Here is a 22,957-nt window from a genome sequence, read left to right on the forward strand (position 1 = left end):
CCGCACCGTGCGGGCTTCGCCACCCGGTGCGAGCTTGCCCGCCCCGTGCGCGCTCACAGCGCCGCACCACGCAACCAACCCCGCACCCAGTCACCACACACGCACCGTGCGCACCGCCGGACGGGAGGCCCGTGGCGGGCCCGCACCGCGCGCGATCAGGTGAGGGCGAGCAGGTTGTTCACCTGCTCGTTCACCCCGGTCAGCGTCGAGACCGGCTTGCCGTTCGCGTAGACGTCGTCGAAGGCGGGCTGCAGCAACGCCTGCACGTCGGCGGGGTTCTTCGTGACCGGGAACAGGAACGTCGTTTCCTCCTCGACCTGCCGGGTGAACGCCGAGACGTCCAGTCCGCGCTTCCGGAACGACGCCACCGCGGCCTCGGTGCCCGCGGGACGAGCGGGGAACACGATCCCGCTCCGACCGACGATCCGCTGCGCCTCGTCGCTGCCCAGGAACGCCACCCACTTCGCCGCGGCCTCGGGGTCCTTCGCCTGCTTCGTGATCGAGTCGCCGAGCCCGTTGAACATCGACGCGCGGTGTCCCGCCGGACCGATCGGGGTCGGGGCGACGGCGACGTCGAGGTCGTCCATGCCGAGGTACGAGCCGATCATCCACGAGCCGTTGAACGACAGCGCGCACTTGCCAGCGCCGAGCTGGACCTCGGGCCCGGTCGTGGTGGAGAACACCCCGTACTTCGCCATGTAGCCCTTCTCGGCCAGCCGGTAGTACCAGGCGAGGGTGTCCTGCACGACCCGCTCGTCGTAGCGGAACTTGTCACCCCAGGGGTTCTCGTTCGTGTAGAACCAGTCGACCGACCCGGTGAACGGCGACCACTGGGTCTGTCCGAAGCCGTCGCCGCCCGACCCGTTCGACGAGATGCCGTAGACGGCGACGTCGTCCTTGTCGAAGCCGTCCTCGTCGCCGCGTCGACCCTTGGAGTCCACCGTCAGCCGGGCGAGCATCCGCTCGAACGTGCCGCCGTCGTCCGGGTTCCACTCGAGCGACCCGAGTTCCTCCGCGGAGACCCCGGCCTTCGCCATCGCCTTCTTGTCGTAGAACATCGCGACGGTGTCCCAGTCCTTCGGGGACCCGTAGCGGTGGCCGTCCTGGCCCTTCCACAGTTCGGCGAGCCCGGACTGGTAGTCGTCGTCGCGGATGCCCTTGGTCGCGTCGAGCTCGTCGAGCTTGTAGAGCACGTCGAGGTCGGCGTACTGCGGGAACTTCGTCAGGTGGTCGGTGAAGACGTCGGGCGCGGTGCCGGCGATGAACCCCGCGGTGAGCTTGGTCCAGTAGTCGTTCCACCCGAGCTGGGTGATCTTCACGGTGATGTCCGGGTTCGCGCGGTGGAAGGCGTCGGCGACGGCCTGGTAGGCGGGTTGCTGGTTCGCGTCCCACAGCCAGTAGCTCACGGTCCGTGCACCCGATCGGCTGGTCGTACGCCGACCGGGCGACGAGCAGGCGGCGAGCGCACCGAGGGCCAGGGCAGAGGCGCCGCCGGCGAAGAGCGTGCGGCGGGTCAGTTGGTTCGTCATGGTGTTCGTCCTGTCCGACAGCCGGGTCACTTGATCCCGGAGAAGCCGATGGAGTTGACGATCCGCTTGGCGAAGACGCCGAACAGCAGGATCATCGGGAGCGCCGCCACCAGGGTCGCGGCCATGAGCCCGGCCCAGTCGGTGCCGGACTGCGGGGTCTGCGACTTGAAGACGCCGAGCGCGACGGTCAGCACCCGCGAGCTGTCGGTGTACGACACCATGAGCGGCCAGAAGTAGTCGTTCCAGCTCGTGATGTACGTCAGCACCGCGAGGGTGGCGATCGGGGCGGCCGCCATCGGGATGACGAGCCGGAAGAACACGCGGACCTTGCCGGCGCCGTCGATGAGCGCCGCCTCTTCGACCTCCTTCGAGATGCCGAGGAAGAACTGGCGCAGGAAGAACACCGCGAACGGGGTCATGAACATCGTCGGCAGGGCGATGCCGAGCAGGTTGTCGACGAGCCCGAGCTGCTTGATGAGCGTGAAGTTCGGCAGCAGCGTGAAGATCGCGGGGACCATCAGCCCGGCCAGGAACACCCCGAACACCTTGTCGCGGCCGGGCCAGCGCAGCCGGGCGAAGGCGTAGGCCGCCGCTGCCGAGAAGAACACCTGGCCGACGGTGACGAGCGTCGACACCAGGATCGAGTTGAGCAGGTACCGCCAGAAGTTCAGCGCGGCGCCGGAGCCGCCCTGCGCCAACGCCTCTTCGGTGGACTGCAGGCCGAAGACCCGCTCGAACCCGCCCAGGCTGAACCCGACGGGCAGCAGCGAGGTGGGGTCGGAGTTGATCGCGGTGTTCGACGACAGCGCGGTGCGCAGGATCCAGTAGAACGGGAACAGGGTGACGACGATGACGAGGATCATCGCGACCCAGGCGAGCACCCGGCCGAGCGACGGGCGGCGACGGTGGCCGGCGCCCATCCGGGGCGGGCGGGACGTGGAGACGGAGCGGGTGAGGGTCGTGGTCATGGCGCTTCCGTTCAGTCCAGGTCGGACTCACCCGAGCGGGTGAGTCGGTACTGGATGATCGTGATGATGCTGAGGACGATGAGGAGCGCGACCGAGACCGCGGACGCGTAGCCGAACTGGAACCGACCGAACGCCAGGTTGTAGATGTAGTTCTGCACGACGTTCGTGGCGTTCGCGGGGCCGCCCTGCGTGGTGACGGCGACGGTGTCGAACACCTGGAACGACCCGATCACGGTGATGATCAGCACCAGGGACAGGATCGGGCGGAGCAGCGGCACCGTGATGCGCCAGAACATCTTCCACTCGCTCGCACCGTCGATGCGCCCGGCTTCGTACACGGTCTCGGGCAGGGACTGCAGGCCGGCGAAGATGAGCAGCGCCGTGTAGCCGACGTGTCGCCAGACGTTGATGAGCGCGATCGAGGGGATGCCCCAGACGTCGCTCTGCAGGAACGGGATGCGGTCGAGGCCGAGCGCTGCGAGCATCTCGTTGCCGATGCCGAGCTGGGTGTCGAGGATCCAGAGCCAGACCAGGGCGGCGACGACGTTCGACACCAGGTAGGGCGCGAGCACGATACCGCGCACGAACGTCGACTTGGTCAGCCGGTGCATCATCACGGCGATGAACAGCGCGACGACGGTCTGGATGACGATGTTGATGAGGACGTACTCGATCGTCACGACCATCGAGTGCCAGAAGATCGAGTCCTGCACCAGTCGGGCGTAGTTCTGCAGGCCGGTGAACTCGGGCTCGGTGAGCAGGTTGTACGACGTGAAGCTCAGGTAGATGCCCCGCACGGTCGGCCAGGCGAGGAACACCGCGAACCCGACGGCTGCCGGGGCGATGAAGACGAGCGCGAGCCACAGGTCGTTCCTGGGGCGGCGCCGCGGTGCGGTGGTGCGGGCACGGGCGAGGTCGGCGGACCGACTCCTCCGTCTCGTGCTGGCGGTCGTCAAGGGTGACGACACAGGGCTCTCGGTTGCCATCGCGACTCCTTCGTCTGCGGTGGACTGACGTGCAGCAGTCCGTGAGCCGGGAATCTACACGTGGGGACCCCGGCTCGCAAGAGGCTTTTTCCGGGCTGTGGACAGGGGTTGTCACGTGTAGACAGCGTGTGTCAGGATGGCGCTCGATCGCATCGGAGCGACCCGCTCGGCGACGCATCCCACACCCCTGGAAAGGTCACTGATGATCTCTGTCGGAATGGTCGGCGCGGGCCAGTTCGCCCCCCAGTTCGCCAAGCTGTTCAAGCTCCACCCCGACGTCGACCGGGTCTACGTCACGGACCTGGTCGACGAGCGGGCGTCCGAACTCGTCGAGACGCAGCACCTCGACGGCACCTTCGACGACTTCGACGCCGTCCTCGCCTCGGACGTCGACGCCGTCGCGATCTTCACGCAGCGCTGGACCCACGGCCCGCTCGTGGTCAAGGCCCTGCGCGCCGGCAAGCACGTGTACTCCGCCGTGCCGATGGCGATCTCGGTCGACGAGATCCGCGACATCATCCAGGCGGTCCGCGAGACCGGCCTGACCTACATGATGGGCGAGACGAGCTACTACAACCCCGCGACGGTGTTCGCCCGCAAGCAGGTCGCCGCCGGCGCCTTCGGTCGGGTCTTCTACGCCGAGGGCGACTACGTGCACGACATGGACCTCGGTTTCTACGCCGCGTACCAGTACAGCGGGGGCGACGAGTGGAAGCGCACCGCCAGCTACCCGCCCATGCTCTACCCGACGCACTCCGTCGGCGGGGTCCTCGGCGCGATCCCCGGGCACGCGGTCAGCGTCAGCTGCATCGGCGTCAAGGACGACCGCGGCGACGGCGTCTTCGACAAGGACGTCAGCCAGTTCGACAACGACTTCTCGAACGCGACCGCCCTGTTCGAGCTCGACAACGGCGGGGTCATGCGCATCAACGAGATGCGTCGCGTCGGCTACCCGTCGCACATCCGCGAGTCGCGGTTCCGCTACTTCGGCACCGAGGCCAGCTTCGAGCAGCTCGCGAAGACGAGCGTGTGGCAGGACAAGGAGGACTCGTACGACATCAGCGACAAGATCGACACCCAGGCGACGATGTCCCTCGACGACCCGCGCCTGGCCGACGTCGACCCGTCCCTGCGTGACGCGTTCGTGTCCGGCTACGCCGAGGTGCACGACACCGACCGTCTGCCCGCCGAGTACGACGGCGTGCCGACCGGGCACGAGGGCAGCCACCAGTTCCTGGCCGACGACTTCGTCCGCGCCGTCGTCGACCGGATCGTGCCGCCGGTGAACGCCTGGACCGCCGCGCGCTTCACCCTGCCGGGCATCATCGCCCACCAGTCGGCGCTGCAGGGCGGCGCCCGGCTCGAGGTGCCGGACTTCGGCGACGCCCCGGAGACGACGAACGCCGGAGCGACGAGCGCGACGCCGAGGAGCGCACCGACGTCAGCCAGCAGCACGTCGTCGGCTACGATCGCGTCCGAGTAACACGTGTCGTTCGGGTGCCGGTCCGTCGTGGCCGGCACCCGAACGACGCTCCCGGACCCGACGAAGGTGGCACCCGTGACCGTCCCGACGAACCCGAGGGCGGTCACCCGCGCGGACGTCGCCCGCTACGCCGGTGTCAGCACCTCCGTCGTCAGCTACGTCGTGCACGACGGCCCCCGCCCCGTCGCCGCCGCCACCGCCGCACGTGTCCGCGAGGCCATCCGCGTCCTCGGCTACCGCCCGAACGCGAGCGCCCAGGCCCTGCGCACCGGCTCGTCGAAGATGCTCGGCCTGATCGTTCCGGAGCTCGACAACCCCTTCTGGTCCGAGCTCGCCGTCGCCGTCACGCACGCCGCCGCAGCACGCGGCTACGACGTCCTGCTCGCCAACAGCGACGGCGATGCCGCCCAGGAGCGTGAGCGGCTCCGCAGCCTCTCCGCCCGCCAGGTCGACGGTGTCATCGTGACGAGCATCATGACCCACCCGGACCTGTCGACCGTCACCGACCCCGGCCTGCCGATGGTCCTGCTCAACACGTTCTTCGAGGTCCCCGAGTACGCGAGCATCGGTGTCGACGCCCTGCGCGGCGCCCTCGACGGGACCCGCCACCTGGTCGAACACGGCTACCCCTCGATCGGCCTCGTGATGGGGCACACCGGATCGATGGAGCTCCGCGAGCAGGGCTGGATGCGTGCCCTGCGCCAGGCCGGCCTGCCCGACGGGCCCATCGTCCGTACCGACTTCACCCGCCGCGGTGGCTACGAAGCCGGACTCCGCATGTTCGCCGACGAGACCGGGCCCCGAGCCGTCTTCGTCAGCTCGGACATGCAGGCGATCGGCGTCATGCGGGCACTGTGGGAGCTCGGTCTGCGGGTCCCCGAGGACGTCGCGATCGTTTCGTTCGACGGCGCGGCCGAAGCGGACTACACGAACCCGCAGCTCACCACGGTCCGGCAGCCGATCGAGACGATGGCGGTCGCCGCGGTCGACCGCGTGCTCGGCCTCGACGCCGACAACCAGTGGCACCGTGACCTGGTCCCCGCCGAGTTGGTCCTCGGCGCGAGTTGCGGCTGCGACGTGCGTCGCTGACGCACCCAGAAAAGCGGACGGGAGGCGCGGGGCGGGGCCACCACGGGCCTCCCGTCCGTCAGCTGGTCGCGTTCAGGGCGCCGGCTCCATGACGGCGCGCAGGCGCGCGGTCGGGATGCGCTGCTGCGCATCCACCGTCACGGCGGCGGCCTCGACCGCCTCGCCGCTGTCGGCGTCGACGAAGCGCAGGTCCGACGGCCGCTCGGACGGGCGGTGCCGGTCCGCCCAGCCGCCGAGGGCGAGCAGCACGAGCGACAGGTCGCGGCCGGCGCCGGTCAGGACGTACTCCTCGCGGGCACGGGCTCCCTCGGGCTTGTAGGTCGTGCGCTCGAGCACTCCCCCGTCGACGAGTGAGGCCAGGCGTGCGGTCAGGACCTCGCGCGGGATGCCGAGGCTCTGCCGGAACTGGCTGAAGCGGGTCGAGCCGCCGAGGGCGTCGCGGACGATCATGAGCGTCCACTTCTCACCGAGGACGTCGAGGGAGCGTGCGATGGGGCAGCGCTCGTCGCCGCCGAGGATGCCGAGCATGTGTTCATCCTAGCTGGGTTCGATTTCCGGACACATCGTGCTAGGTTCGATTTCCGTACTCAACTTCTCTTCTCTGGAGCACTCATGACCAACCTCACCAACGCCGTCGTCCTCGTCACCGGAGCGAACGGCGGCCTCGGCGCCGAGTTCGTCCGCCAGGCACTGGAGCGTGGCGCCACCAAGGTCTACGCGACCGCCCGCAACCCGCGCACCTGGGACGACGAGCGCATCGTCCCGCTCGCCCTCGACGTCACGAGCCAGGAGAGCGTCGACGCCGCAGCCCGCGCCGCTGCTGACGTGACCGTCGTCGTGAACAACGCCGGGATCGCCGGCTCCGACCCGCTCGTCGACGTCTCCGTCGAAGAGGTCGAGCGCATCTTCGCCACCAACGTCTTCGGCGCACTCCGCGTCGCCAAGACCTTCGCCCCCTCGATCGCGAACGGTGCACTGATCGACGTGCACTCCGCGCTGAGCTGGGTCGCCCTCGCCGGCGCGTACTCGGCGTCGAAGGCTGCGTTCTGGTCGATCACGAACTCCCTGCGCCTCGAGCTCGCGCCCCAGGGCACCCAGGTCGTCGGCGCCCACCTCGGCTACACCGACACCGGCATGATCGCCGACCTCGACGTCGAGAAGTCCGACCCCGCCGACATCGTGCGTTCGATCTGGGACGCGGTCGAGGCGGGCGAGCACGAGGTCCTCGCCGACCAGGTCAGCCGCGACGTCCGTGCCGGCCTGAGTGCCCCGCTCACCGCGCTCTACCCGATGCTCACCAGCGCCTGAAGCAGGTTCCCGTTCGGACGGTGACGGTTCTGGTTCGCGAACACCCGGATTCGTCAACCAGAACCGCCACCCGCCCCGATCGCGTCAGCCGCCCGCGCCGCGGTCCGTGATCCGACGGTTCGTGGCGGTGATGGCGGCGCGCTCGTCGTCGGACAGGCCACCGACGCGCAGGATCCGTCCCAGCACCTCGCTCTTGCGCTCGATGTAGTCGTCGATGTCCTCGGCCTCCGTGGCTGCCCGGCGCTTCACGGCGGCGTACTCGTCGCGGAGCGCCGGGTCGGCACGCAGCACGTCGCGCACGGCCAGGTGGTTCCGCAGTGCGAGCGACCCGGCCGCGACGACGTAGGTGTTGGTCGGGGCGAAGCGGTCCGGCGCCCGGAACGCCTGCCGCCAGGGGACGCCCAGTTCACCCCGCGGCTCGAAGCCGATGGTCGCCATCGCCGCAACTGCAGCCGGGACGTCGGCAGCGTCCACCACGACGTCGACGTCGAGCACGGGCTTCGCCGCCAAGCCGGGCACGGACGTGCTGCCCACGTGCTCGATGCTCCGGAACCGCACGTCAGCGTCGTCGAGTGCGGCGGCGTACGCATCGCGCAGCTGCCGGAACCGCTCGGGCCACGACGACCGGTACTCGACGACCTCGATCACGGGACCGGCGTGGGGGCGAGGAGCTGGAACATGACGTGGTCGCGCCAGACCCCGTCGATCTTGATGTACTCCGGCGCGAAGCCGTAGCGGGTGAAGCCCGCCGACTCGAGCGCGCGCTGCGAGCCGACGTTCTCGGGCAGGGTCTCGGCCTGCACGCGGTGCAGACGGAGCACGTCGAACGCGTGATCGGCAGCCGCGCGGACAGCGCGGGACGCATGGCCCTGGCGCGTGCGGTCGGCGCGGATCCAGTACCCCATCGCGCACGACTGCAGGGCGCCACGGACGACACCGCTCAGCGTGATGCGGCCGAGGAGTTCCCCGTCGGTCGACTCGATGACGAAGGGCACCGCGTTGCCGGACCGCTGCGCGGCGAGGGCCTGCGTGATGACGTCCCGCTGCCCGGACTCGGTGAAGTACGACGGCGCTCGGGACGGTTCCCACGGTCGCAGGTGGTCGGCGTTCTCGGTGATGACCGCAGCCAGGACGGCCGCGTCGTCGAGGCGGAGTGGGCGCAACCGTGTGTCCATCGCGGAGGGTGTGGGATTCGAACCCGCCCCGGAACCGTGTGGGAGCCGGGTCTCGTCGCCGCGGGCCCGGTTTTCGGACGGTCCTGGGTGTTGCTCAATCACGAGTGCGCGCTCCGATCACGGGCATATGTGGGCAAAATAGTGGGCAGAAGCAACGGTCACTCCCCCGGCTCGAAGTCCACACCGTCGGTTGCGGCGTCGAGCTCTTCGCGCAGCTTGGCGACGAGCCGCTTCTGGGTCGGCTGAGAACCTCAAGTGCGCGACGAGCGACACTGGTGGACCGCCGAAGCCTGTCCAGCAGATCTCGCCGCTCGCGGAGGTCCGCCGTGCGCTTGGCACCGACGATCGACCGGAGTCGGTCGAGGCGTGGTCGTTCGCGTTTCTCGAACCGGGCTCGGACGTCGTCCGGTGACAGGTGATGGTCGACGCCGTCGGGCCCGGTGATTACTGTTCCGTCGATCAAGTCGTCGTTGAGCTGCTGCTCGGCCTTCTCGATCTCCCGGAGGATCCGGTGCGGGTAGCGGGCCGCTGCGGCTCGAACAATTGCCACGGTGGTCTGCCACGGCACGAGCAGGTCGCCCTCGTGCTCGTGGGCCGGCGCCGCAATGAGATCCGACACTGGCAGGCCGACCAAAGCGGCGAGCGCATCAACGTCGTGAATCGTCGCCGTGCCGGCCGTATCGGCGTTGTACTCAGCGATGTCGAGCGGTACGAGCAGGAACAGCACCTCGTCCGCTGCCGACCGCTCCTCCTTGGAGGGCGATGCGCGACGGAGGGCGAGCAGGTTCCGTTCGGCCGCGATGTGTTCGTCACGCGCGTCCCACTGCACCTCGAGGCGGGCCGGTGACACCCACTCTCGCTTGCCCTCCCAGCGGTCCGCGACGAGCTCCACCTGCACCTTCTTGTCGCCGACCTTCGCGACTGCAGCTTCGCGGACCGTGGCGGACGACCGCGCGATTCGGTACGCCCACCGCTGCCCGCGCTGCAGTTCACCCAGCTCCGCCATGCCAGGCATCGTCGCAGCAGATACGGCTCGGACGCTAGCGCTGTGCCGTGATCCAAGCAACCGCGGCTTCGGGGAGGCGGAACTCGTAGTCTTGGCCCTCCCACGAGGTTCCGGGCACGATGCCCCCTGCTGCCACGACGCGATGGAGCACTTCAGTCGGGATCCGCTCCTCAGCGTGCTCGAGGAGCGATGTGCGGGTGCGCTCATCGAGCCTCGGCCACCAGTTCTGGACGTCGAAGATGCCGCGATCGTGCCACTCGCCGTCGACGAGCTCCGAGACCACGTTGCCGGCGAAGATGCTCACCTTGTCGCCCTCGTCGCGGACCACGATGTTCGCTAGCCCTTCCCTAGCCGCCAGCCGGTCGCCAGCAGCCTTCGCTTCAGCGACTGTGTTGTACACGCCAGTCCGATAGGGGCCGTCTGCTTGGCCGTCACGGTTGTTGTCGTGTTCGACTGCGTAGCTCATGCTCGAAACCTAGTCGGAGGCACCGACGGCATCGGAGGCGAGTCAGCGGAGCGTCGGCGTGACCGAGTTCTTCTCGTTGACGTCGATGATCTGGCCGTCGAGGGTGAAGACGTCGACGAGAACACCGATGCCGAAGAGACCTCCGGTGAACGTGTAGAGGATGCCGGTGCCGATCTTGCCCATGTAGTAGCGGTGCGCACCGACGATGCCAAAGAAGAAGATCCACTTGTATGCGGTGCCGATGTGCTTCTGCGGGCGGGCGTTGGAGTAGGCCTGCTGGGGTGCGGGAGCGGTGCTAGTCATGAGTTCTCCTGGTCGGGTCGCTGGTGAGCGATCCCCACCTCGGGAAACGTACAGCGAACTCGGTCATCGATCGACGCCCCCAACAGGGGCACCTTCTGCGCCGAAGTGTCGGAGGCTGCTCCCTACCGTCATCCGGTGCCGAAGCGACGACGGGACCCGTGGAGCCTCGGACCAGCGCTGAGTCTGCCCGAAGCGGCCTACGGCGGCCCCGTCTACGACCTAGCAGAGCCGACCCAGTGCTGGCGTCGGTGACGTTTCCCGATCGGTCTCTCGAGGTGCAGGCGCGCGTCATCGCGTGGGCAGAGCGTGCGGTGCTTGTCGAGTGGGGCTTTCCGCAGGCCGCCGAGTGCACGTGGGTGTGGCGGGATGCTGTACGGCGTCCAAGCTGAGATAGGGTCAAGCGTTTTCGACCGATCCTGAGGATGGCATGACGCAAGCCGCAACGTCGCCGCGCGCTCGGCTGCACGAGACGCTGGACAGTGTCTTTGATCGCTTCCGGTTCGCCCCATCGGTCGCGATCGGCCTCCTGAACATCGGGGGAGGTGTGTGCATCGGTTTGATCGGGGACCTCAGCACTCTCGGTCAACGCATCCGCTTGGCCGTTGGGATCGTCCTGCTCCTTCTGGGGCTCGGAGTCAGTGTCTTGGTCGAGTGGTGGCGTCGGCAGACCGAGCTGGGCCAAGGAATCGAAACTGCGCAGTTCACTGTCGCTGTATCCAACGTGCTACAGCCGCTCTCCTCGCGCATCAGCGCGCTCGCCCTGAACGACTCCGCGACCCGCCAACGCCAGCTCGAAGGGATCATCAGCGAGGCGGCGAACTCGCTGCTGCTGCTCTTCAAGAACGCCGACACGCCTCGTGCCACGGTCTACAAATTAGACTCGACCGGTCGGAAGATGACGTCGGCGTTCCACTGCGGGCGCACTGACAAGCCGGGGTCGTTCAAGAACGACGGCGGAGCTCGCGGTGCCGGCGCGTTCGACATGGTTCTGCACGGCTCCTCGAAGCTCGTGCCCTCCATCAACATCGCCGGCAAGAGGTACCACGGGTACGTGTCTGCTGCGATCATCTGCGAAGACATGGGCTACGGGATGCTCACGATTGACAGCCTCAGCCCCGACGACTTCACGCCCGCAGACGAGCAACTCGTTGTGCTTATCGCGACGCTTCTCGGAGCCGCGTTCGCAGGAACCTACCGGTCACGCGACGCGCTAAAGTTGTCGGGCAATCCGTAGAGTCAAGCTCTACAGTTAGTACGACAGTCCTTCACGTAAATGAGGTGAGCAGCATGGTTTCGATCAAGATCAAGCCGAAGGCAGCGCCGAAGCGTCGAGACGTCAGCGATCCTGAAGTTCAGAAGCAGATCTGGGACGCCGCTGGACGAGCAGCACGTGCTGAGGTTCAAGCGAACGTTCGCCGGGCACTCGCCGCGCGCCACCGCCACCGTCACGCGCACTGATTGACCCCGAATCGACACAGACCCCCTCGAGCTCCCGGAGGAACCCGAGGGGGTCTTGTTGTTGCCCGACTACTCCTTGGACAAGGCGGCCAGGTGCCACTCTCTAGAGAGGTCAAACCGAGCACCTTGCCAGCAGCCGCCAGGATCTCCCGGATCTCGGGGTGGACGTCACCGAACCCGGCCCGCTCGACTGATGGGCTCAATTGAGCCGTACACGACGAAGGCCGGCCGCCGGTACCGAGTCCGCTACCGAACGCCTGAACGAACGCACACCGACAAGCGCGGGTTCACGACGAAGCGCGACGCGGAGCTGTTCCTTGCCTCGGTCGAGGTGTCGAAGGCCCGTGGCGAGTTCGTACGGCCGGAGGACGCAGGGAGACTATCGGCGCACTCGGCCCGGTATGGCTGGCGAACCAGACGCACCTGAAGCCGTCGTCGTTCCGACCCCTCGAGATCGCCTGGCGGCTCCACGTCGAGCCGGTGTGGGGCGCGAAGAAGGTGTCCGAGGTGAAGCACAGCGCGGTGCAGACCTGGGTGACGTCGATGAGCTCAGTGAGCGCGACGACGGTGATCCGCAATTACGGGGTGCTCGCCAGCATCCTGGACACCGCGGTGAAAGATAGGCGGATCCTGAGTAACCCTGCGCGCGACGTGAACTTGCCGTGGAAGAAGCGCAAGGCGCACGTCTACCTGACGCATGAGCAGGTGTCGGACCTCGCGCTCACTGCAGGTGACTGATCGACGCTTGTCCTAGTGCTGGCGTACACGGGCCTGCGGTGGGGAGAGGCCGTCGGACTCAGGGTGAAGGACGTGGACTTCGCTCGTCGGCGCCTCAACGTGACGGTGAACGCGGTCGAGATCGCGAACGTCATCACGGTCGGGACGCCGAAGACGCACAAGCGGCGCTCCGAGCCCTCCCCTGCTCTGTTGGCTGCGGCGCTACGAGAGCGCTGCGCCGGGAAGGGCGACGAGGAGCTGGTGTTCGCGACGAAGAACGGCACGCACGAGCGCCGCTGGCACAACGACCACGGGTGGTTCCCGGCGGCGGTGAGGGAGGCGGGCATCCCCTCGACGACACCTCACGGGCTCCGGCACACAGCCGTGAGCCTCGCCGTCAGCGCCGGCGCGAACGTGAAGGCCGTGCAGCGGATGCTCGGCCACGTGCCCGCAGCGATGACACTCGACGTGTACGCCGACCTGTTCGAAGACGACCTGGACATCGTTGCGGGGCCGCCTCGATGACGGCTCGCACGGACGGTTGTGGGCAAGATGTGGGCAGAGGCCGCCCGGAACGAAGACGAGGCCCGCTAGATCCGCTTATTGCTGCGGATCAACGGACCTCGGTAGTGGCGGAGGGTGTGGGATTCGAACCCACGAGACATCTCTGCCCACCTGTTTTCAAGACAGGCTCCATCGGCCGCTCGGACAACCCTCCAGTGACGCGACCACGTGGCGAGACGTGATCGCGTCCCTGGAAGTCTAACGGGCCTCCAGGCAGGGGTGCGCGCGCAGGCGGACTAGCGCGGAAGCGAATCGAGCGCCGCTGCCAAGCCGTCGTCGGTGATGCCGCCGGTGAGCTCGTTGCCGGCGTCGACGACGTCGTCGGGGGCCTGGCCCATGACGATGCCGCGGCCGGAAGTCGAGGCCCAGCGGAGCATGTCGATGTCGTTGCGGCCGTCTCCCGCGGCGAAGACGCGGGAACGCGGGATGTCGAGCCACTCGCGGACGCGTTCCATGGCGGTGGCCTTGGTGACGCCCTCGGGGGCGATGTCGAGCCACGAGGTCCAGCCGACGGAGTAGGAGACCTTGTGCAGGCCCATCTGCTCGACGATCTGCAGGAAGTCCTCGGTGTCGTGGCCGGGCGAGATGACGACGACGCGGGTGGCCTCGACGCCGAGCAGCTGCTCGAACGGCACGTGCTCACCCTCGACGGTCATCGTGTCGTCGGGGAAGTTGCCGGACAGCAGGAAGTGACCGGTCTCGTCCTCGACACCGAACGCGGCGTTCTCGAGCGCACCGTGGATGGTCTGCAGCACCTCGGACGGATCGAACCGCTCGACGTGTTCACGCACGTAGGAGCCGTCGGCGCGACGGGCCAGGACGAGCGCACCGTTGGCGCAGACCAGGTACTTCGGCCGGATGCCGAGGGTCTCGAGCAGGGGCACGGTCATGCCCTCGCTGCGGCCGGTGGAGAGCATGACCTCGTGCCCGGCGGCCTCGGCGTTCCGGACGGCGGCGACCACCGCCTGTGTGATGACACCGTCCTCGCGCATGGTGGTGCCGTCGATGTCGAGCGCGACCAGCCAGCGCTTGGTGCGCGCGGGTGCCTCGGCGCCCGCGCCCTGCTCGGATCCGTCCACGAACCGCCCCTGGGTGCTCATCGGGGCTCGATCACCTCGACGCCGCCCAGGTAGGGGCGCAGGACCTCCGGCACGACGACGGAACCGTCGGCCTGCTGGTGCGTCTCGAGGATCGCGACGATCCAGCGGGTGGTGGCGAGGGTGCCGTTCAGGGTGGCGACCGGGGCGGTCTTGCCGCTCTCGGTGCGGTAGCGGATGTCGAGGCGGCGGGCCTGGTAGGTCGTGCAGTTCGACGTCGAGGTGAGCTCGCGGAACGTGCCCTGCGTCGGGACCCAGGCCTCGATGTCGTACTTCTTCGCGGCGCTCGTGCCGAGGTCACCGCCGGCGACGTCGATCACGCGGTAGTGCAGCCCGAGGTCCTGCAGCATCTGCTCCTGGTACCCGACGAGCTTCTCGTGCTCGGCCTCGGCCTGGTCGGGGTGCACGTAGGTGAACATCTCGAGCTTGTTGAACTGGTGCACGCGGAGGATGCCGCGGTTGTCCTTGCCCGCCGACCCGGCCTCACGCCGGTAGCAGGTCGACCAGCCGGCGTAGCGGTGCGCGGTCTTCTCGATGTCGAGGATCTCGTCGGCGTGGAAGCCGGCCAGGGCGACCTCGCTCGTGCCCGTCAGGTACAGGTCGTCGGCCTCGAGCCGGTAGACCTCGGCAGCGTGCTCGCCGAGGAACCCGGTGCCGGCCATCGTCTCGGGGCGCACGAGCGTCGGGGTGATGAGCGGCTCGAAGCCCGCGGCGATCGCACGGTCGAGGCCGAGCGACATCAGCGCGATCTCGAGCCGGGCGCCCATGCCGCGCAGGAAGTAGAAGCGTGAGCCGGAGACCTTCACGCCGCGCGGGATGTCGATGATGCCGAGGTGCTCGCCGAGGTCGGCGTGGTCCTTCGGCTCGAAGTCGAACTCGGGCTTGGTGCCGACGGTGCGGAGCGTGACGAAGTCGTCCTCGCCGCCCTCGGGGACCCCGGGGAGCACGACGTTCGGGATGCCGCGGACGACGGTGTTGAAGGTGTCCTCGGCCGCGGTGACGGTGGCCTGCGCCTCCTTCACCTTGGCGGCGAGGGCCTGGGCCTGCTGCACGAGCGCGGCCTTCTCGTCCTTCGGGGCCTTGGCGACGGTCTTGCCGAACGCGTTCTGCTCGGCGCGGAGCGACTCGAACGAGGTGATCGCGCTGCGGCGGGCGGAATCGGCGGCCACGGCTTCGTCCACGACGGCCTCGGAGGCACGGCGTGCCCGCTGTGAAGCCTTGATGACGTCCGGGTTGTCGCGGAGCAGCTGTGGATCGATCACCGCTCCATCCTAGACAGGGGCAACCGCACGCAGCCTCGATCGGTAGCGTGGACGTATGTCGAGCCCTTCGGAGACCGCGCCCGCGGACCAGGACGCCCTCCCCACCGAGCAGCGGACGGCCGCGGTGGTCTACAACCCGGTCAAGGTGCACCTGCCGACCCTCAAGCGCACGGTCCAGGAACACCAGGAGCAGGCCGGTTGGGCCGAGACCCTGTGGTTCGAGACCTCCGAAGAGGACCCGGGCGGCGGCATGGCCCGCGAAGCGATCGAGGCCGGTGCCGACGTCGTCGCGGCGGCCGGTGGTGACGGTACGGTCCGTGCGGTCGCCGAGGTCGTGCACGAGGCCGGTTCGACCCTGGCCCTGCTGCCGAGCGGTACCGGCAACCTGCTCGCGCGCAACATGAAGCTGCCCCTCGACGACCTGGCTGCGAGCGTCCGGACGATCTTCCACGGCGACGACCGCAAGATCGACTTCGGCATGCTCAAGGTGGAGCGTCCCGGCGGCGAGCGCGAACGCTTCGGCTTCCTGGTGATGGCCGGCCTCGGGCTCGACGCCCGGATGCTCGTGAACACCCGGCCCGAGCTGAAGAAGAAGGTCGGCTGGCTCGCCTACGTCGACTCGCTGTTCCGCTCGGTGCGCGACGCGAACGCGTTCGAGTTCCGCTACCAGCTCGACGACGACGGCAACCACTCGCTCCGGGCGCACTCGCTCATCGTCGGCAACTGCGGCATGCTGCAGGCCGGCGCGATCCTGCTGCCCGACGCCGAGATCGACGACGGCGTGTTCGACATCGCCGTGATGCGTCCCCGCGGGTTCTTCGGCTGGGTCCGGATCGGGGCGCGGGTGTTCTGGGAGAACGGGATCCTGCGGGCGTTCCGCCGGTCGAACCTGGGCAAGACCGCCGTCGGCAAGAAGATCGTGTCGCGTTCGCGCGAGGAACGGCCCCTGCGCTACCTGCGTGGGCAGGAGTTCACGGCGCGGCTCGAGCGCCCCGACGAGTTCGAGATCGACGGCGACCCGGTGGGCGAGGTCATCGCCTTCCGCTCGCGGATCGATCCGATGGGGCTCTCCGTGCGCGTGCCGGACCCGGCGGACGACCGCCACGGCTCGCGCCAGGTGCCCTGAGCCTGACCCTGTCGTGCGGGCCGCGGGCCGCGGTCCGCGCTACCGCGCCCCGGGCTCGCCGGACACGATGGCGCGCAACCAGTCGCGCGCCTCGACGAAGGCGGCGTCCGAGTAGCGCGCCGGCACCTCGGGGCGGGCACCGTCTGCCCGCGGGTACGACCCGAGGAACGTCACACGCGGGCTGAACCGCCGCAGGCCGAGCAGCGCGTCCGCCACCCGCTCGTCGCGCACGTGCCCGTCGAGGTCGATGACGAACCGGTAGCGGCCGAGCTCGTCACCGATCGGCCGTGACGACAGCAGCCCCATGTTGATGCCCCTCGTCGCGAACTGTTCGAGCATGTCGACCAGGGCGCCGGGGTGGTCGGCGGGCAGCTCGACGATGACGCTCGTCTTGTCGGCTCCGGTCGGTTCGGGCAGCGCGAGCGTCTTCGACACGAGCACGAACCGGGTGACCGCCGAGGCGTTGTCGCCGATGGATGATGCGAGCACGACGACGTCGTGGTGGTCGGTGATGCCGGGCGGTGCGACGGCGGCGTCGGCGGTGGGGTCCGCCTCGAGCAGGGCGAGCGCCGCGGCGACGTTCGACGACGCCGGGATGTGGCCGTGGCCGGGCAGGTTCGCCTCGAGCCAGTTGTGGGTCTGCGCGTAGGCGACCGGGTGTGCGTTCACGGTGCGGACGTCGGCCAGGGTCGTGCCGGGTCGGGCGACGAGCACGAAGTCGACCGGGACCAGGTACTCCCCCACGATCCGCACGCCGGGGATCCGGGCCAGGGCGTCCTGCGTGGCGCTGACTCCGCCGTCGACGCTGTTCTCGATCGCGATGACGGCCCCGACGGAGCGGCCGGACATGACGTCGTCCAGGGCCTCACCGACGTTGTTGACGCTCCGCCAGGGCTTGCCGGCGGCGGCCTCGACGAGCTTCAGGGCCGCCTCGGTGAAGGTGCCGGCGGGTCCGAGGTAGGAGTACGTGTCGGACGGCGCGGCGGGGTCGGTCATGGGGCGAGCCTATTGCAAGCACCACGACCGACGATCGGCCGCAGCGCACCGCGCAGGGCCGCTCAGTCCGTCGCCGCACCCGTCAGCCGCTGCTCGCAGATCGCGGTGTCGTCGTCCTCGCGCGGGTAGGTCAGCGCCGCGAACCGCCCCTCGGGGTCGAGGCGCGTCAGGAGCGACGCCGCGATGCCGTCGAGCTGCGCGACCTGCTCGTCGGAGAGCGCGTCGATGACCACCCGGCGGGCGGTGCGGACGTGGTCCGGAGCGGCGTCGACGATGGTGGCGTATCCGGCGTCGGTCAGCCGGACGTCGGTGGCCCGGCGGTCGGAGGTCGACGGGCACCGGGTGACGAGCCCGCGCTTCTCGAGCCGGGACACCACGTGCGACAGCCGCGGCAACGAGGCGTTCGTGGCCGAGGCGAGCGCGGACATCCGCAGGGTCCTGGTGTCGGTCTCGGAGAGCATCGCGATGACCATGTAGTCGAAGTGCGTCAGGTCGGCGTCACGCTGGAGCTGCTGGTCGAGCGCCGCCGGCAGGAGTTCCATGACCGCGACGAGCTTCATCCACGCGCGCAGCTGCTCGCGGGTGAGCCACGGGGTCTCCTCGGTCATGGCCTGATCATACCGAAAGGTTGTCCCTTTAACCAGTGCTGCGTACCGCGGACGAACCGGCCGAACCAGACGGCCCACCTGCGCGACGCGACCGCAGCACCCCGACCACGAGCACGACCACCACGACGACGACGAGCGCCCCCTCGACGAGCAGCAGCCGCGTGCCGTAGTCGAACGGCAGCACAGTGGGGTTCTTCTGCCCGTGGTCCTTGGCCGCGATCTCCGGCAGCACCACCAGGGCGAGCACGCTGCCGAGCACGATCGCCGCCTGCACGACGACGAGCACCCAGGCCCGCAACGAGCGTCCGGCCCGACGCAGCAACAGCCCGGCACCGACCACGAACGGCGACAGGATCGCGTCGTGCAGCACCACCGCCGCGAGCAGCCACACCCCGAGCCCGCCGATGCGCTTCGGCGTGACGGACGTCACGAGCACGTACGCCCCGAACGCGATGACCAGCACACCGATCACCACGAGCACGATCCGCGCGGCCTTCACCGGAGCACCTCGATCTTCTCGATCCACTTGGTCTGCAGCACACCGGGCCGCCCCGGAGCGATGATCCGCGCCGGGAACCCGTGGTCCAGGTCGAGTGTCGCGCCGTTCAGTTCGAGGGCGACGAGCGTCGTCGGGTCCTCGGCGTACTCCGGCCCCATGTCCATGATCCGGTAGCCGCCGTGCCGTTCCAGGCTCGTCACCCGCACGTGCGATCCCTGCGGCGCCTGCACGGCGTCGAGCAGGTCGCGCATCCGCACGCCCTTCCAGGTACCCATCTGGCTCCAGCCCTCGACGCACGAGATCGGCAGGTCGACCTGCGCGGTGCCGAGCGCCACGAGTTCCGCCCGGACGAAGGTCCGGCTCACGTCGTGGCCGACGACGGTGAGCGTCCAGTCGGCTGCGGTCGCGCTGGCGAGCACGCCGGCGGCACGCGCGGTGCGGTTGACCGGCAGGCCGTTCGCGCCGATGCCACGCCCACGGGCGCCGAAGACGTTGAACGGCTCCGCGAGTTTCGAGGACTGCCCCGCCGTGAGCGCGACGACCCCCACGGTCGCCGCCGTCACACCGGCGAAGAACCCGCGTCGGGCGATGCGCTGGCGTCGTCCGGTGGCTGCTTCCGGCGTCGGCCGGGAGGCCCGGTCCGGCTCCGGCACGTCGGCCGTCGGCTGGGCGGGACTCGGCTCCTCGGACACCTCGCGGGTCTCCGGGGCCGTTTCCGGTCCGGTGGGACGGGACTCGGCGCCGCCGGCGGCGTCGACGCCGTCGACGCCATCGATCCAGCGGAACACGCGGCCCAGCAGGCCGGGGGCGGTGGACCCGGCGGTCTCGGCGACCGCAGCGCTCGGGGCGGACGCACCACGATCCTCCAGGCCCGGTGGGAGCAGCTCACTGCCGGACGCGGGGTCCGCGATGAACCGGCCGTGCACGTCGTAGGAGTCGCGCTTCCGCCAGTAGCGGGCGATGACCCGCAGCTTGGCCGCGATGTGGATGGCCAGCGAGCCGATGATCACGTACGCCATCGCGTTGTGCACCTGGCGGAACGGGAACGGCCACGGGTACCACTGGTACGTGTTGAGCAGGCCGGTGACGACCTGGATGATCGACGCGGACACGAGCACCGCGATCGACAGCCGCTCGAGCAGGTGCAGCACGCCGCGCACCGGCGGTACCTGCACCAGGGCGGGCATCACGGTGTTGAGCTTGGCGAGCAGCAGCGGGATGATCGCGATCCCGGTCGTGATGTGCAGGCCCTGCGTGAACTGGTACAGCTGCGTCGGCCGTGTCGGGAACCGCATCCAGCCGAGCGGTTCCTGCAGCAGGTGGCTGTAGATCCCGGTACCGAAGCAGATCAGGAACGCGATGCCGAGCAGGCGTCCGAGCACCACCGCCGAGCGGGCGTTGCGGTTGGGGGACGCCAGAGCTGCTCGTCCGTCGTGCAGCAGACGCTGGACGCCGGATAGCCTCGACGCACCATGAGCGACCGACTGCGTGCCCTCCGACCGTCCCTGGCCGACGGCACCGCCGCGCGGATCGGCACCGTGCTGGCCGTCGTCGGAGTGCTGGCCCTGTCGGGCGTCATCGCCGTCGGCGTCACGCATCTGGGGTTCCTCCGATCGGGCCATCGTTCTGCATTCGTTGCGTGGACGCTGATCGCTTGGACCGTCTTCGTCATCGCCGTGCTCGCGGTGCGCTTCGTGCCCGTCCGGTGGATGACCACCATGGTCATCGGCGGAGCGGTGGTGATCGGCATCGCTGCCCTGGTCGGCCCGCCGAACACGAGCACCGACTCCGCTCGGTACGCGTGGGACGGCATCGTCCAGCATGCCGGTGTCTCACCGTACGCGCACACCCCCCAATCCGCGGCACTGTCCGGTCTGCGACCCGACTGGTTGTTCCCCGACAAGGTGGACGGCACGTGCGACCCGCTGAAGCCCCGGTTCCGCGGACTCGGCGACGGCGCCGACGGACACTGCACCGCGATCAACCGGCCGGACGTCACGACGATCTACCCGCCGATGGCGCAGCTGTGGTTCGCGGCGGTGCGGTTCTTCGTGCCGGCGACGGCGCAGTACCTGCCGTTCCAGGTCGCCGGCCTGCTCGTGTCGCTCGGCGTGACCATCGGGCTCGTCGTGGTGCTCCGCCGGATCGGCCGTCCGACCTGGTGGGCGGCGCTCTGGGCCTGGTCGCCGCTCGTCGCGTCCGAGGCGGTCACCAATTCGCACGTCGACGTCGTCGGCGCCGCACTCGCCACGGCCGGTGTCGTGCTCGTCGCGTTCGGCCGGCCGATCTGGGGCGGGATCGCACTCGGGGCCGCGACCGCGACGAAGCTCATCCCGGCGATCGTGTACCCACCGTTGCTCGGCCGCGGGCGGGCGTGGTGGGCGATCCCGATCGGCATCGCGGTGTTCGGGCTGCTCTACGTGCCGTACGTGCTGACGACCGGACTCGACGTGCTCGGGTACCTGCCCGGCTACCTGAACGAGGAGGGCTACGAGGACGGCTCCCGCTTCGCGCTGGTGTCGCTCGTGGTCAAGGGCGACGCCGGGACCCTGGCGGTCGGGCTCCTGGTCCTGCTGGCGGCGTTCGTCGCGTGGCGGTTGTCGGACCCGGCGCGCCCCTGGTCCGGCGAGGTCCTGATGATCGGCGTGACGTTCCTCGCCGTGACCCCGCGCTACCCCTGGTACGCGCTGCTGCTCATCCCGTTCGTGGTGCTGTCCGGGCGGTGGGAGTGGTTGTCGATCGGTCTGGCCATCGCGCTGCGCGGGGTGTGGCCGTCGGCGGACGCCTACCGGTGGTGGCTGCTCGCGGCCGTGGCGGTCATCGTGGTCGTCACGCTGCTGCGGACGAGCCGGTCGGACTGGCGCCGGTGGTGGGAGCGGCTGACGTTCCGACGCGTGGAGCACGTACGCTGACGACCATGGCACCCGCGACCCTGCTCGGCACGACCGGCTCCGTGGACCCGGCTCCCACCGGGCTCGTCGACCGCTTCGGGCGTCGCGCCGTCGACCTTCGGGTGTCGCTCACCGAGCGCTGCAACCTGCGCTGCACGTACTGCATGCCCGCGGCAGGGCTGCCGTTCGCCCCCGACGAAGCCCTGATGACGGCGACCGAGATCGAGCGGCTGGTCCGGATCGGCTCGGCGCGGTTCGGTGTCCGCAAGGTCCGGTTCACCGGCGGCGAGCCGATGCTGCGGCACGACCTGGTCGACGTGATCGCCCGGTGCGCCGCACTGCCCGACGCCCCGGAGCTGTCGCTCACCACGAACGCGATCGGCCTGGCCCACCGCGCCCAGGGCCTGTACGACGCCGGACTGCGACGCGTGAACGTGTCGCTCGACACCGTCGACCCCGACGTCTTCACCACCGTGACCCGACGCCCGTTCCTCGACAAGGTCATCGCCGGGCTGTCGGCCGCGCACGACGCCGGGCTCGACATCAAGGTGAACGCGGTGCTGCTGCGCGGGATCAACGACGAGGCCGCCCCGGAGCTCCTCCGCTGGTGCCTGGAGCGTGGCTACGAGCTGCGGTTCATCGAGCAGATGCCGCTCGACCCCGACCACGCCTGGGACCGCACCGAGATGATCACCGCGGCCGAGACCCGCGCGCTGCTGGCGACGTCGTTCGTGCTCACGCCGGACGACGCCCCGCGCGACGGCGCCCCGGCCGAGCGGTACCGCGTGCACGATGCCGTCACCGGCGAACCGCTCGGCACCGTCGGGATCATCGCGAGCATCACCGAGTCGTTCTGCGCCGACTGCACCCGCACCCGGCTCACGGCCGACGGCCACGTGCGCAGCTGCCTGTTCTCCGACGAGGAGACCGACGTGCTCGGGCCGATGCGCTCCGGGGCAGACGACGACCAGGTCGCCGAGCTGTGGCGGCTCGCGATGTGGGCGAAGCCCCGCGACCACGGTGACGACAGCGACGAGCTCGTGCACCCGACCCGCGGCATGAGCGCGATCGGCGGCTGAGCCATGACCACGATCCGGTTCTTCGCCGCGGCCCGGGCTGCCGTGGGTGTCGACTCGCTGACCACGTCGGGCGCCACCATCGACGCGGCCCTCGGAGCGATCGACACGGCTGCCGTGGCAGACCCTGCGCGCTGGAGTGCGTTGCAGGAGCGCTGCTCGTACCTGGTCGACGGTGTGACCACGCGCGACCGGGCGACCTCGCTGTCGGGCGTGGAGGTCGTCGACGTCATGCCGCCCTTCGCCGGGGGCTGAGTTCGGCGGCTGAGCGGCGCGCCCGTTCCTTCCCAGAACACCCGCGATGCCTGGTGCTTCCGGGCATACCTGGTGCGAACTTCCGACCAGGTACG

General features: G+C 69.4%; 27 protein-coding genes and 1 tRNA gene. 12 read left to right on the forward strand and 16 right to left on the reverse strand.

The features are described 5' to 3' along the window. Positions 1-155: 155 nt before the first annotated feature. From BIU95_RS04540 to BIU95_RS04550, 3 genes are read right to left on the reverse strand one after another with little or no spacing between them, the layout of a single operon-like run. On the reverse strand, positions 156-1,529 hold the full coding sequence (locus BIU95_RS04540; RefSeq protein ID WP_056071014.1) for a sugar ABC transporter substrate-binding protein: 1,374 nt from the start codon (positions 1,527-1,529) through the stop codon (positions 156-158). Between the two features lie 26 nt (positions 1,530-1,555). After that, complete coding sequence (locus BIU95_RS04545) at positions 1,556-2,449, reverse strand: carbohydrate ABC transporter permease (protein ID WP_035808970.1); 894 nt, start codon at positions 2,447-2,449, stop codon at positions 1,556-1,558. 59 nt (positions 2,450-2,508) lie between these two features. After that, positions 2,509-3,483 (reverse strand): carbohydrate ABC transporter permease, encoded by a 975-nt coding sequence (locus BIU95_RS04550; RefSeq protein WP_081612346.1) that lies wholly within the window; start codon positions 3,481-3,483, stop codon positions 2,509-2,511. Positions 3,484-3,682: 199 nt separating this feature from the next. Between BIU95_RS04550 and BIU95_RS04555 the strand changes: the two genes are divergently transcribed. Both BIU95_RS04555 and BIU95_RS04560 read left to right on the forward strand, forming a co-directional pair. Then, positions 3,683-4,966, forward strand: coding sequence for a Gfo/Idh/MocA family protein (locus tag BIU95_RS04555; RefSeq protein WP_254783268.1), 1,284 nt, complete (start codon positions 3,683-3,685; stop codon positions 4,964-4,966). A 75-nt stretch (positions 4,967-5,041) separates the two neighbouring features. Continuing rightward, a complete protein-coding gene (locus BIU95_RS04560; RefSeq protein ID WP_231564122.1) occupies positions 5,042-6,055 on the forward strand; it encodes a LacI family DNA-binding transcriptional regulator in 1,014 nt (337 codons plus the stop codon). 72 nt (positions 6,056-6,127) lie between these two features. Here the strand turns inward: BIU95_RS04560 and BIU95_RS04565 are convergent, their stop codons facing one another. Next, positions 6,128-6,583, reverse strand: a complete 456-nt coding sequence (locus BIU95_RS04565; protein ID WP_071250638.1) for a helix-turn-helix domain-containing protein — start codon at positions 6,581-6,583, stop codon at positions 6,128-6,130. A gap of 84 nt (positions 6,584-6,667) precedes the next feature. Here BIU95_RS04565 and BIU95_RS04570 point away from each other — a divergent pair, with 84 nt between their 5' ends. Further along, entirely contained in the window at positions 6,668-7,363 is a 696-nt protein-coding gene (locus tag BIU95_RS04570) for an SDR family oxidoreductase (RefSeq protein WP_056070240.1), read from the forward strand. Positions 7,364-7,447: 84 nt separating this feature from the next. Here the strand turns inward: BIU95_RS04570 and BIU95_RS04575 are convergent, their stop codons facing one another. From BIU95_RS04575 to BIU95_RS04595, 5 genes are all read right to left on the reverse strand, one after another. Continuing rightward, positions 7,448-8,011 carry a GrpB family protein gene (locus BIU95_RS04575; protein ID WP_071250640.1) on the reverse strand — a complete coding sequence of 188 codons (564 nt, stop codon included), beginning with the start codon at positions 8,009-8,011 and terminating at the stop codon, positions 7,448-7,450. Next, positions 8,008-8,538 carry a GNAT family N-acetyltransferase gene (locus tag BIU95_RS04580; protein ID WP_071250642.1) on the reverse strand — a complete coding sequence of 177 codons (531 nt, stop codon included), beginning with the start codon at positions 8,536-8,538 and terminating at the stop codon, positions 8,008-8,010. The genes BIU95_RS04575 and BIU95_RS04580 overlap by 4 nt, the downstream gene beginning before the upstream one ends. A 94-nt stretch (positions 8,539-8,632) precedes the next feature. Beyond that, the gene (locus tag BIU95_RS04585; protein ID WP_139179654.1) at positions 8,633-9,430 is read right to left on the reverse strand and encodes a hypothetical protein; all 798 of its coding nucleotides are present in this window, start codon (positions 9,428-9,430) and stop codon (positions 8,633-8,635) included. A gap of 148 nt (positions 9,431-9,578) precedes the next feature. Then, positions 9,579-10,010, reverse strand: a complete 432-nt coding sequence (locus BIU95_RS04590; protein WP_139179655.1) for a hypothetical protein — start codon at positions 10,008-10,010, stop codon at positions 9,579-9,581. Between the two features lie 42 nt (positions 10,011-10,052). Then, positions 10,053-10,313 (reverse strand): TM2 domain-containing protein, encoded by a 261-nt coding sequence (locus tag BIU95_RS04595; RefSeq protein WP_071250648.1) that lies wholly within the window; start codon positions 10,311-10,313, stop codon positions 10,053-10,055. A 427-nt stretch (positions 10,314-10,740) separates the two neighbouring features. Here BIU95_RS04595 and BIU95_RS04600 point away from each other — a divergent pair, with 427 nt between their 5' ends. From BIU95_RS04600 to BIU95_RS19040, 5 genes are all read left to right on the forward strand, one after another. Further along, a complete protein-coding gene (locus BIU95_RS04600) occupies positions 10,741-11,547 on the forward strand; it encodes a hypothetical protein (RefSeq protein WP_071250650.1) in 807 nt (268 codons plus the stop codon). Between the two features lie 53 nt (positions 11,548-11,600). Next, a complete protein-coding gene (locus tag BIU95_RS18555; RefSeq protein WP_175470720.1) occupies positions 11,601-11,771 on the forward strand; it encodes a hypothetical protein in 171 nt (56 codons plus the stop codon). A gap of 193 nt (positions 11,772-11,964) precedes the next feature. Then, entirely contained in the window at positions 11,965-12,198 is a 234-nt protein-coding gene (locus tag BIU95_RS19030) for an Arm DNA-binding domain-containing protein (protein WP_254783264.1), read from the forward strand. Positions 12,199-12,278: 80 nt separating this feature from the next. Beyond that, entirely contained in the window at positions 12,279-12,509 is a 231-nt protein-coding gene (locus BIU95_RS19035; RefSeq protein ID WP_254783266.1) for a hypothetical protein, read from the forward strand. Between the two features lie 63 nt (positions 12,510-12,572). Then, positions 12,573-13,013, forward strand: a complete 441-nt coding sequence (locus BIU95_RS19040) for a tyrosine-type recombinase/integrase (RefSeq protein ID WP_254783269.1) — start codon at positions 12,573-12,575, stop codon at positions 13,011-13,013. 105 nt (positions 13,014-13,118) lie between these two features. Here the strand turns inward: BIU95_RS19040 and BIU95_RS04610 are convergent. The 3 genes from BIU95_RS04610 to serS all read right to left on the reverse strand — a co-directional run bounded on the left by BIU95_RS04610 (position 13,119) and on the right by serS (position 15,411). Then, positions 13,119-13,206, reverse strand: a tRNA-Ser gene (locus BIU95_RS04610). 82 nt (positions 13,207-13,288) lie between these two features. Further along, positions 13,289-14,152: an HAD family hydrolase gene (locus BIU95_RS04615; protein ID WP_175470721.1), complete on the reverse strand. Its 864-nt coding sequence runs from the start codon at positions 14,150-14,152 to the stop codon at positions 13,289-13,291. Further along, positions 14,149-15,411 carry a serine--tRNA ligase gene (gene serS, locus BIU95_RS04620; protein WP_017888296.1) on the reverse strand — a complete coding sequence of 421 codons (1,263 nt, stop codon included), beginning with the start codon at positions 15,409-15,411 and terminating at the stop codon, positions 14,149-14,151. Before serS ends, BIU95_RS04615 begins: the two co-directional genes overlap by 4 nt. A gap of 55 nt (positions 15,412-15,466) precedes the next feature. Between serS and BIU95_RS04625 the strand changes: the two genes are divergently transcribed. Beyond that, a complete protein-coding gene (locus BIU95_RS04625; protein WP_052481911.1) occupies positions 15,467-16,537 on the forward strand; it encodes a diacylglycerol kinase family protein in 1,071 nt (356 codons plus the stop codon). A gap of 39 nt (positions 16,538-16,576) precedes the next feature. Here BIU95_RS04625 and pheA read toward each other — a convergent pair whose 3' ends face one another. The 4 genes from pheA to BIU95_RS04645 all read right to left on the reverse strand — a co-directional run bounded on the left by pheA (position 16,577) and on the right by BIU95_RS04645 (position 20,025). After that, on the reverse strand, positions 16,577-17,533 hold the full coding sequence (gene pheA, locus BIU95_RS04630) for a prephenate dehydratase (RefSeq protein ID WP_017888294.1): 957 nt from the start codon (positions 17,531-17,533) through the stop codon (positions 16,577-16,579). A gap of 62 nt (positions 17,534-17,595) precedes the next feature. After that, a complete protein-coding gene (locus BIU95_RS04635; RefSeq protein ID WP_042540579.1) occupies positions 17,596-18,141 on the reverse strand; it encodes a MarR family winged helix-turn-helix transcriptional regulator in 546 nt (181 codons plus the stop codon). 28 nt (positions 18,142-18,169) lie between these two features. Then, the gene (locus tag BIU95_RS04640; protein ID WP_017888292.1) at positions 18,170-18,640 is read right to left on the reverse strand and encodes a hypothetical protein; all 471 of its coding nucleotides are present in this window, start codon (positions 18,638-18,640) and stop codon (positions 18,170-18,172) included. Continuing rightward, complete coding sequence (locus tag BIU95_RS04645; RefSeq protein WP_071250652.1) at positions 18,637-20,025, reverse strand: molybdopterin-dependent oxidoreductase; 1,389 nt, start codon at positions 20,023-20,025, stop codon at positions 18,637-18,639. Before BIU95_RS04645 ends, BIU95_RS04640 begins: the two co-directional genes overlap by 4 nt. A gap of 87 nt (positions 20,026-20,112) precedes the next feature. Here BIU95_RS04645 and BIU95_RS04650 point away from each other — a divergent pair, with 87 nt between their 5' ends. The 3 genes from BIU95_RS04650 to BIU95_RS04660 are packed head-to-tail and all read left to right on the forward strand — an operon-like array spanning position 20,113 to position 22,862. Continuing rightward, the gene (locus tag BIU95_RS04650) at positions 20,113-21,552 is read left to right on the forward strand and encodes a glycosyltransferase 87 family protein (RefSeq protein ID WP_071250655.1); all 1,440 of its coding nucleotides are present in this window, start codon (positions 20,113-20,115) and stop codon (positions 21,550-21,552) included. Between the two features lie 5 nt (positions 21,553-21,557). Next, complete coding sequence (moaA, locus tag BIU95_RS04655) at positions 21,558-22,610, forward strand: GTP 3',8-cyclase MoaA (RefSeq protein WP_017888289.1); 1,053 nt, start codon at positions 21,558-21,560, stop codon at positions 22,608-22,610. A gap of 3 nt (positions 22,611-22,613) precedes the next feature. Beyond that, positions 22,614-22,862, forward strand: coding sequence for a MoaD/ThiS family protein (locus tag BIU95_RS04660; protein WP_042540574.1), 249 nt, complete (start codon positions 22,614-22,616; stop codon positions 22,860-22,862). Positions 22,863-22,957 lie beyond the last annotated feature (95 nt).

The sequence above is a fragment of the Curtobacterium sp. MCBA15_007 genome (assembly GCF_001864905.1).
Taxonomy (GTDB): domain Bacteria; phylum Actinomycetota; class Actinomycetes; order Actinomycetales; family Microbacteriaceae; genus Curtobacterium; species Curtobacterium poinsettiae.

Bases quoted from the DNA above. Each gene is read 5' to 3' on its own strand.
- BIU95_RS18555 (WP_175470720.1), top strand. From the start codon at position 11,601: ATGGTTTCGATCAAGATCAAGCCGAAGGCAGCGCCGAAGCGTCGAGAC.
- BIU95_RS04580 (WP_071250642.1), bottom strand. From the start codon at position 8,538: ATGGACACACGGTTGCGCCCACTCCGCCTCGACGACGCGGCCGTCCTG.
- BIU95_RS04545 (WP_035808970.1), bottom strand. From the start codon at position 2,449: ATGGGCGCCGGCCACCGTCGCCGCCCGTCGCTCGGCCGGGTGCTCGCC.
- BIU95_RS19030 (WP_254783264.1), top strand. From the start codon at position 11,965: ATGGGCTCAATTGAGCCGTACACGACGAAGGCCGGCCGCCGGTACCGA.
- BIU95_RS04550 (WP_081612346.1), bottom strand. From the start codon at position 3,483: ATGGCAACCGAGAGCCCTGTGTCGTCACCCTTGACGACCGCCAGCACG.
- BIU95_RS04570 (WP_056070240.1), top strand. From the start codon at position 6,668: ATGACCAACCTCACCAACGCCGTCGTCCTCGTCACCGGAGCGAACGGC.
- BIU95_RS04590 (WP_139179655.1), bottom strand. From the start codon at position 10,010: ATGAGCTACGCAGTCGAACACGACAACAACCGTGACGGCCAAGCAGAC.
- BIU95_RS04565 (WP_071250638.1), bottom strand. From the start codon at position 6,583: ATGCTCGGCATCCTCGGCGGCGACGAGCGCTGCCCCATCGCACGCTCC.
- BIU95_RS04595 (WP_071250648.1), bottom strand. From the start codon at position 10,313: ATGACTAGCACCGCTCCCGCACCCCAGCAGGCCTACTCCAACGCCCGC.
- BIU95_RS04660 (WP_042540574.1), top strand. From the start codon at position 22,614: ATGACCACGATCCGGTTCTTCGCCGCGGCCCGGGCTGCCGTGGGTGTC.
- BIU95_RS04625 (WP_052481911.1), top strand. From the start codon at position 15,467: ATGTCGAGCCCTTCGGAGACCGCGCCCGCGGACCAGGACGCCCTCCCC.
- BIU95_RS04600 (WP_071250650.1), top strand. From the start codon at position 10,741: ATGACGCAAGCCGCAACGTCGCCGCGCGCTCGGCTGCACGAGACGCTG.
- BIU95_RS04615 (WP_175470721.1), bottom strand. From the start codon at position 14,152: ATGAGCACCCAGGGGCGGTTCGTGGACGGATCCGAGCAGGGCGCGGGC.
- moaA (WP_017888289.1), top strand. From the start codon at position 21,558: ATGGCACCCGCGACCCTGCTCGGCACGACCGGCTCCGTGGACCCGGCT.
- BIU95_RS04540 (WP_056071014.1), bottom strand. From the start codon at position 1,529: ATGACGAACCAACTGACCCGCCGCACGCTCTTCGCCGGCGGCGCCTCT.
- BIU95_RS04635 (WP_042540579.1), bottom strand. From the start codon at position 18,141: ATGACCGAGGAGACCCCGTGGCTCACCCGCGAGCAGCTGCGCGCGTGG.
- pheA (WP_017888294.1), bottom strand. From the start codon at position 17,533: ATGACCGACCCCGCCGCGCCGTCCGACACGTACTCCTACCTCGGACCC.
- BIU95_RS04650 (WP_071250655.1), top strand. From the start codon at position 20,113: ATGAGCGACCGACTGCGTGCCCTCCGACCGTCCCTGGCCGACGGCACC.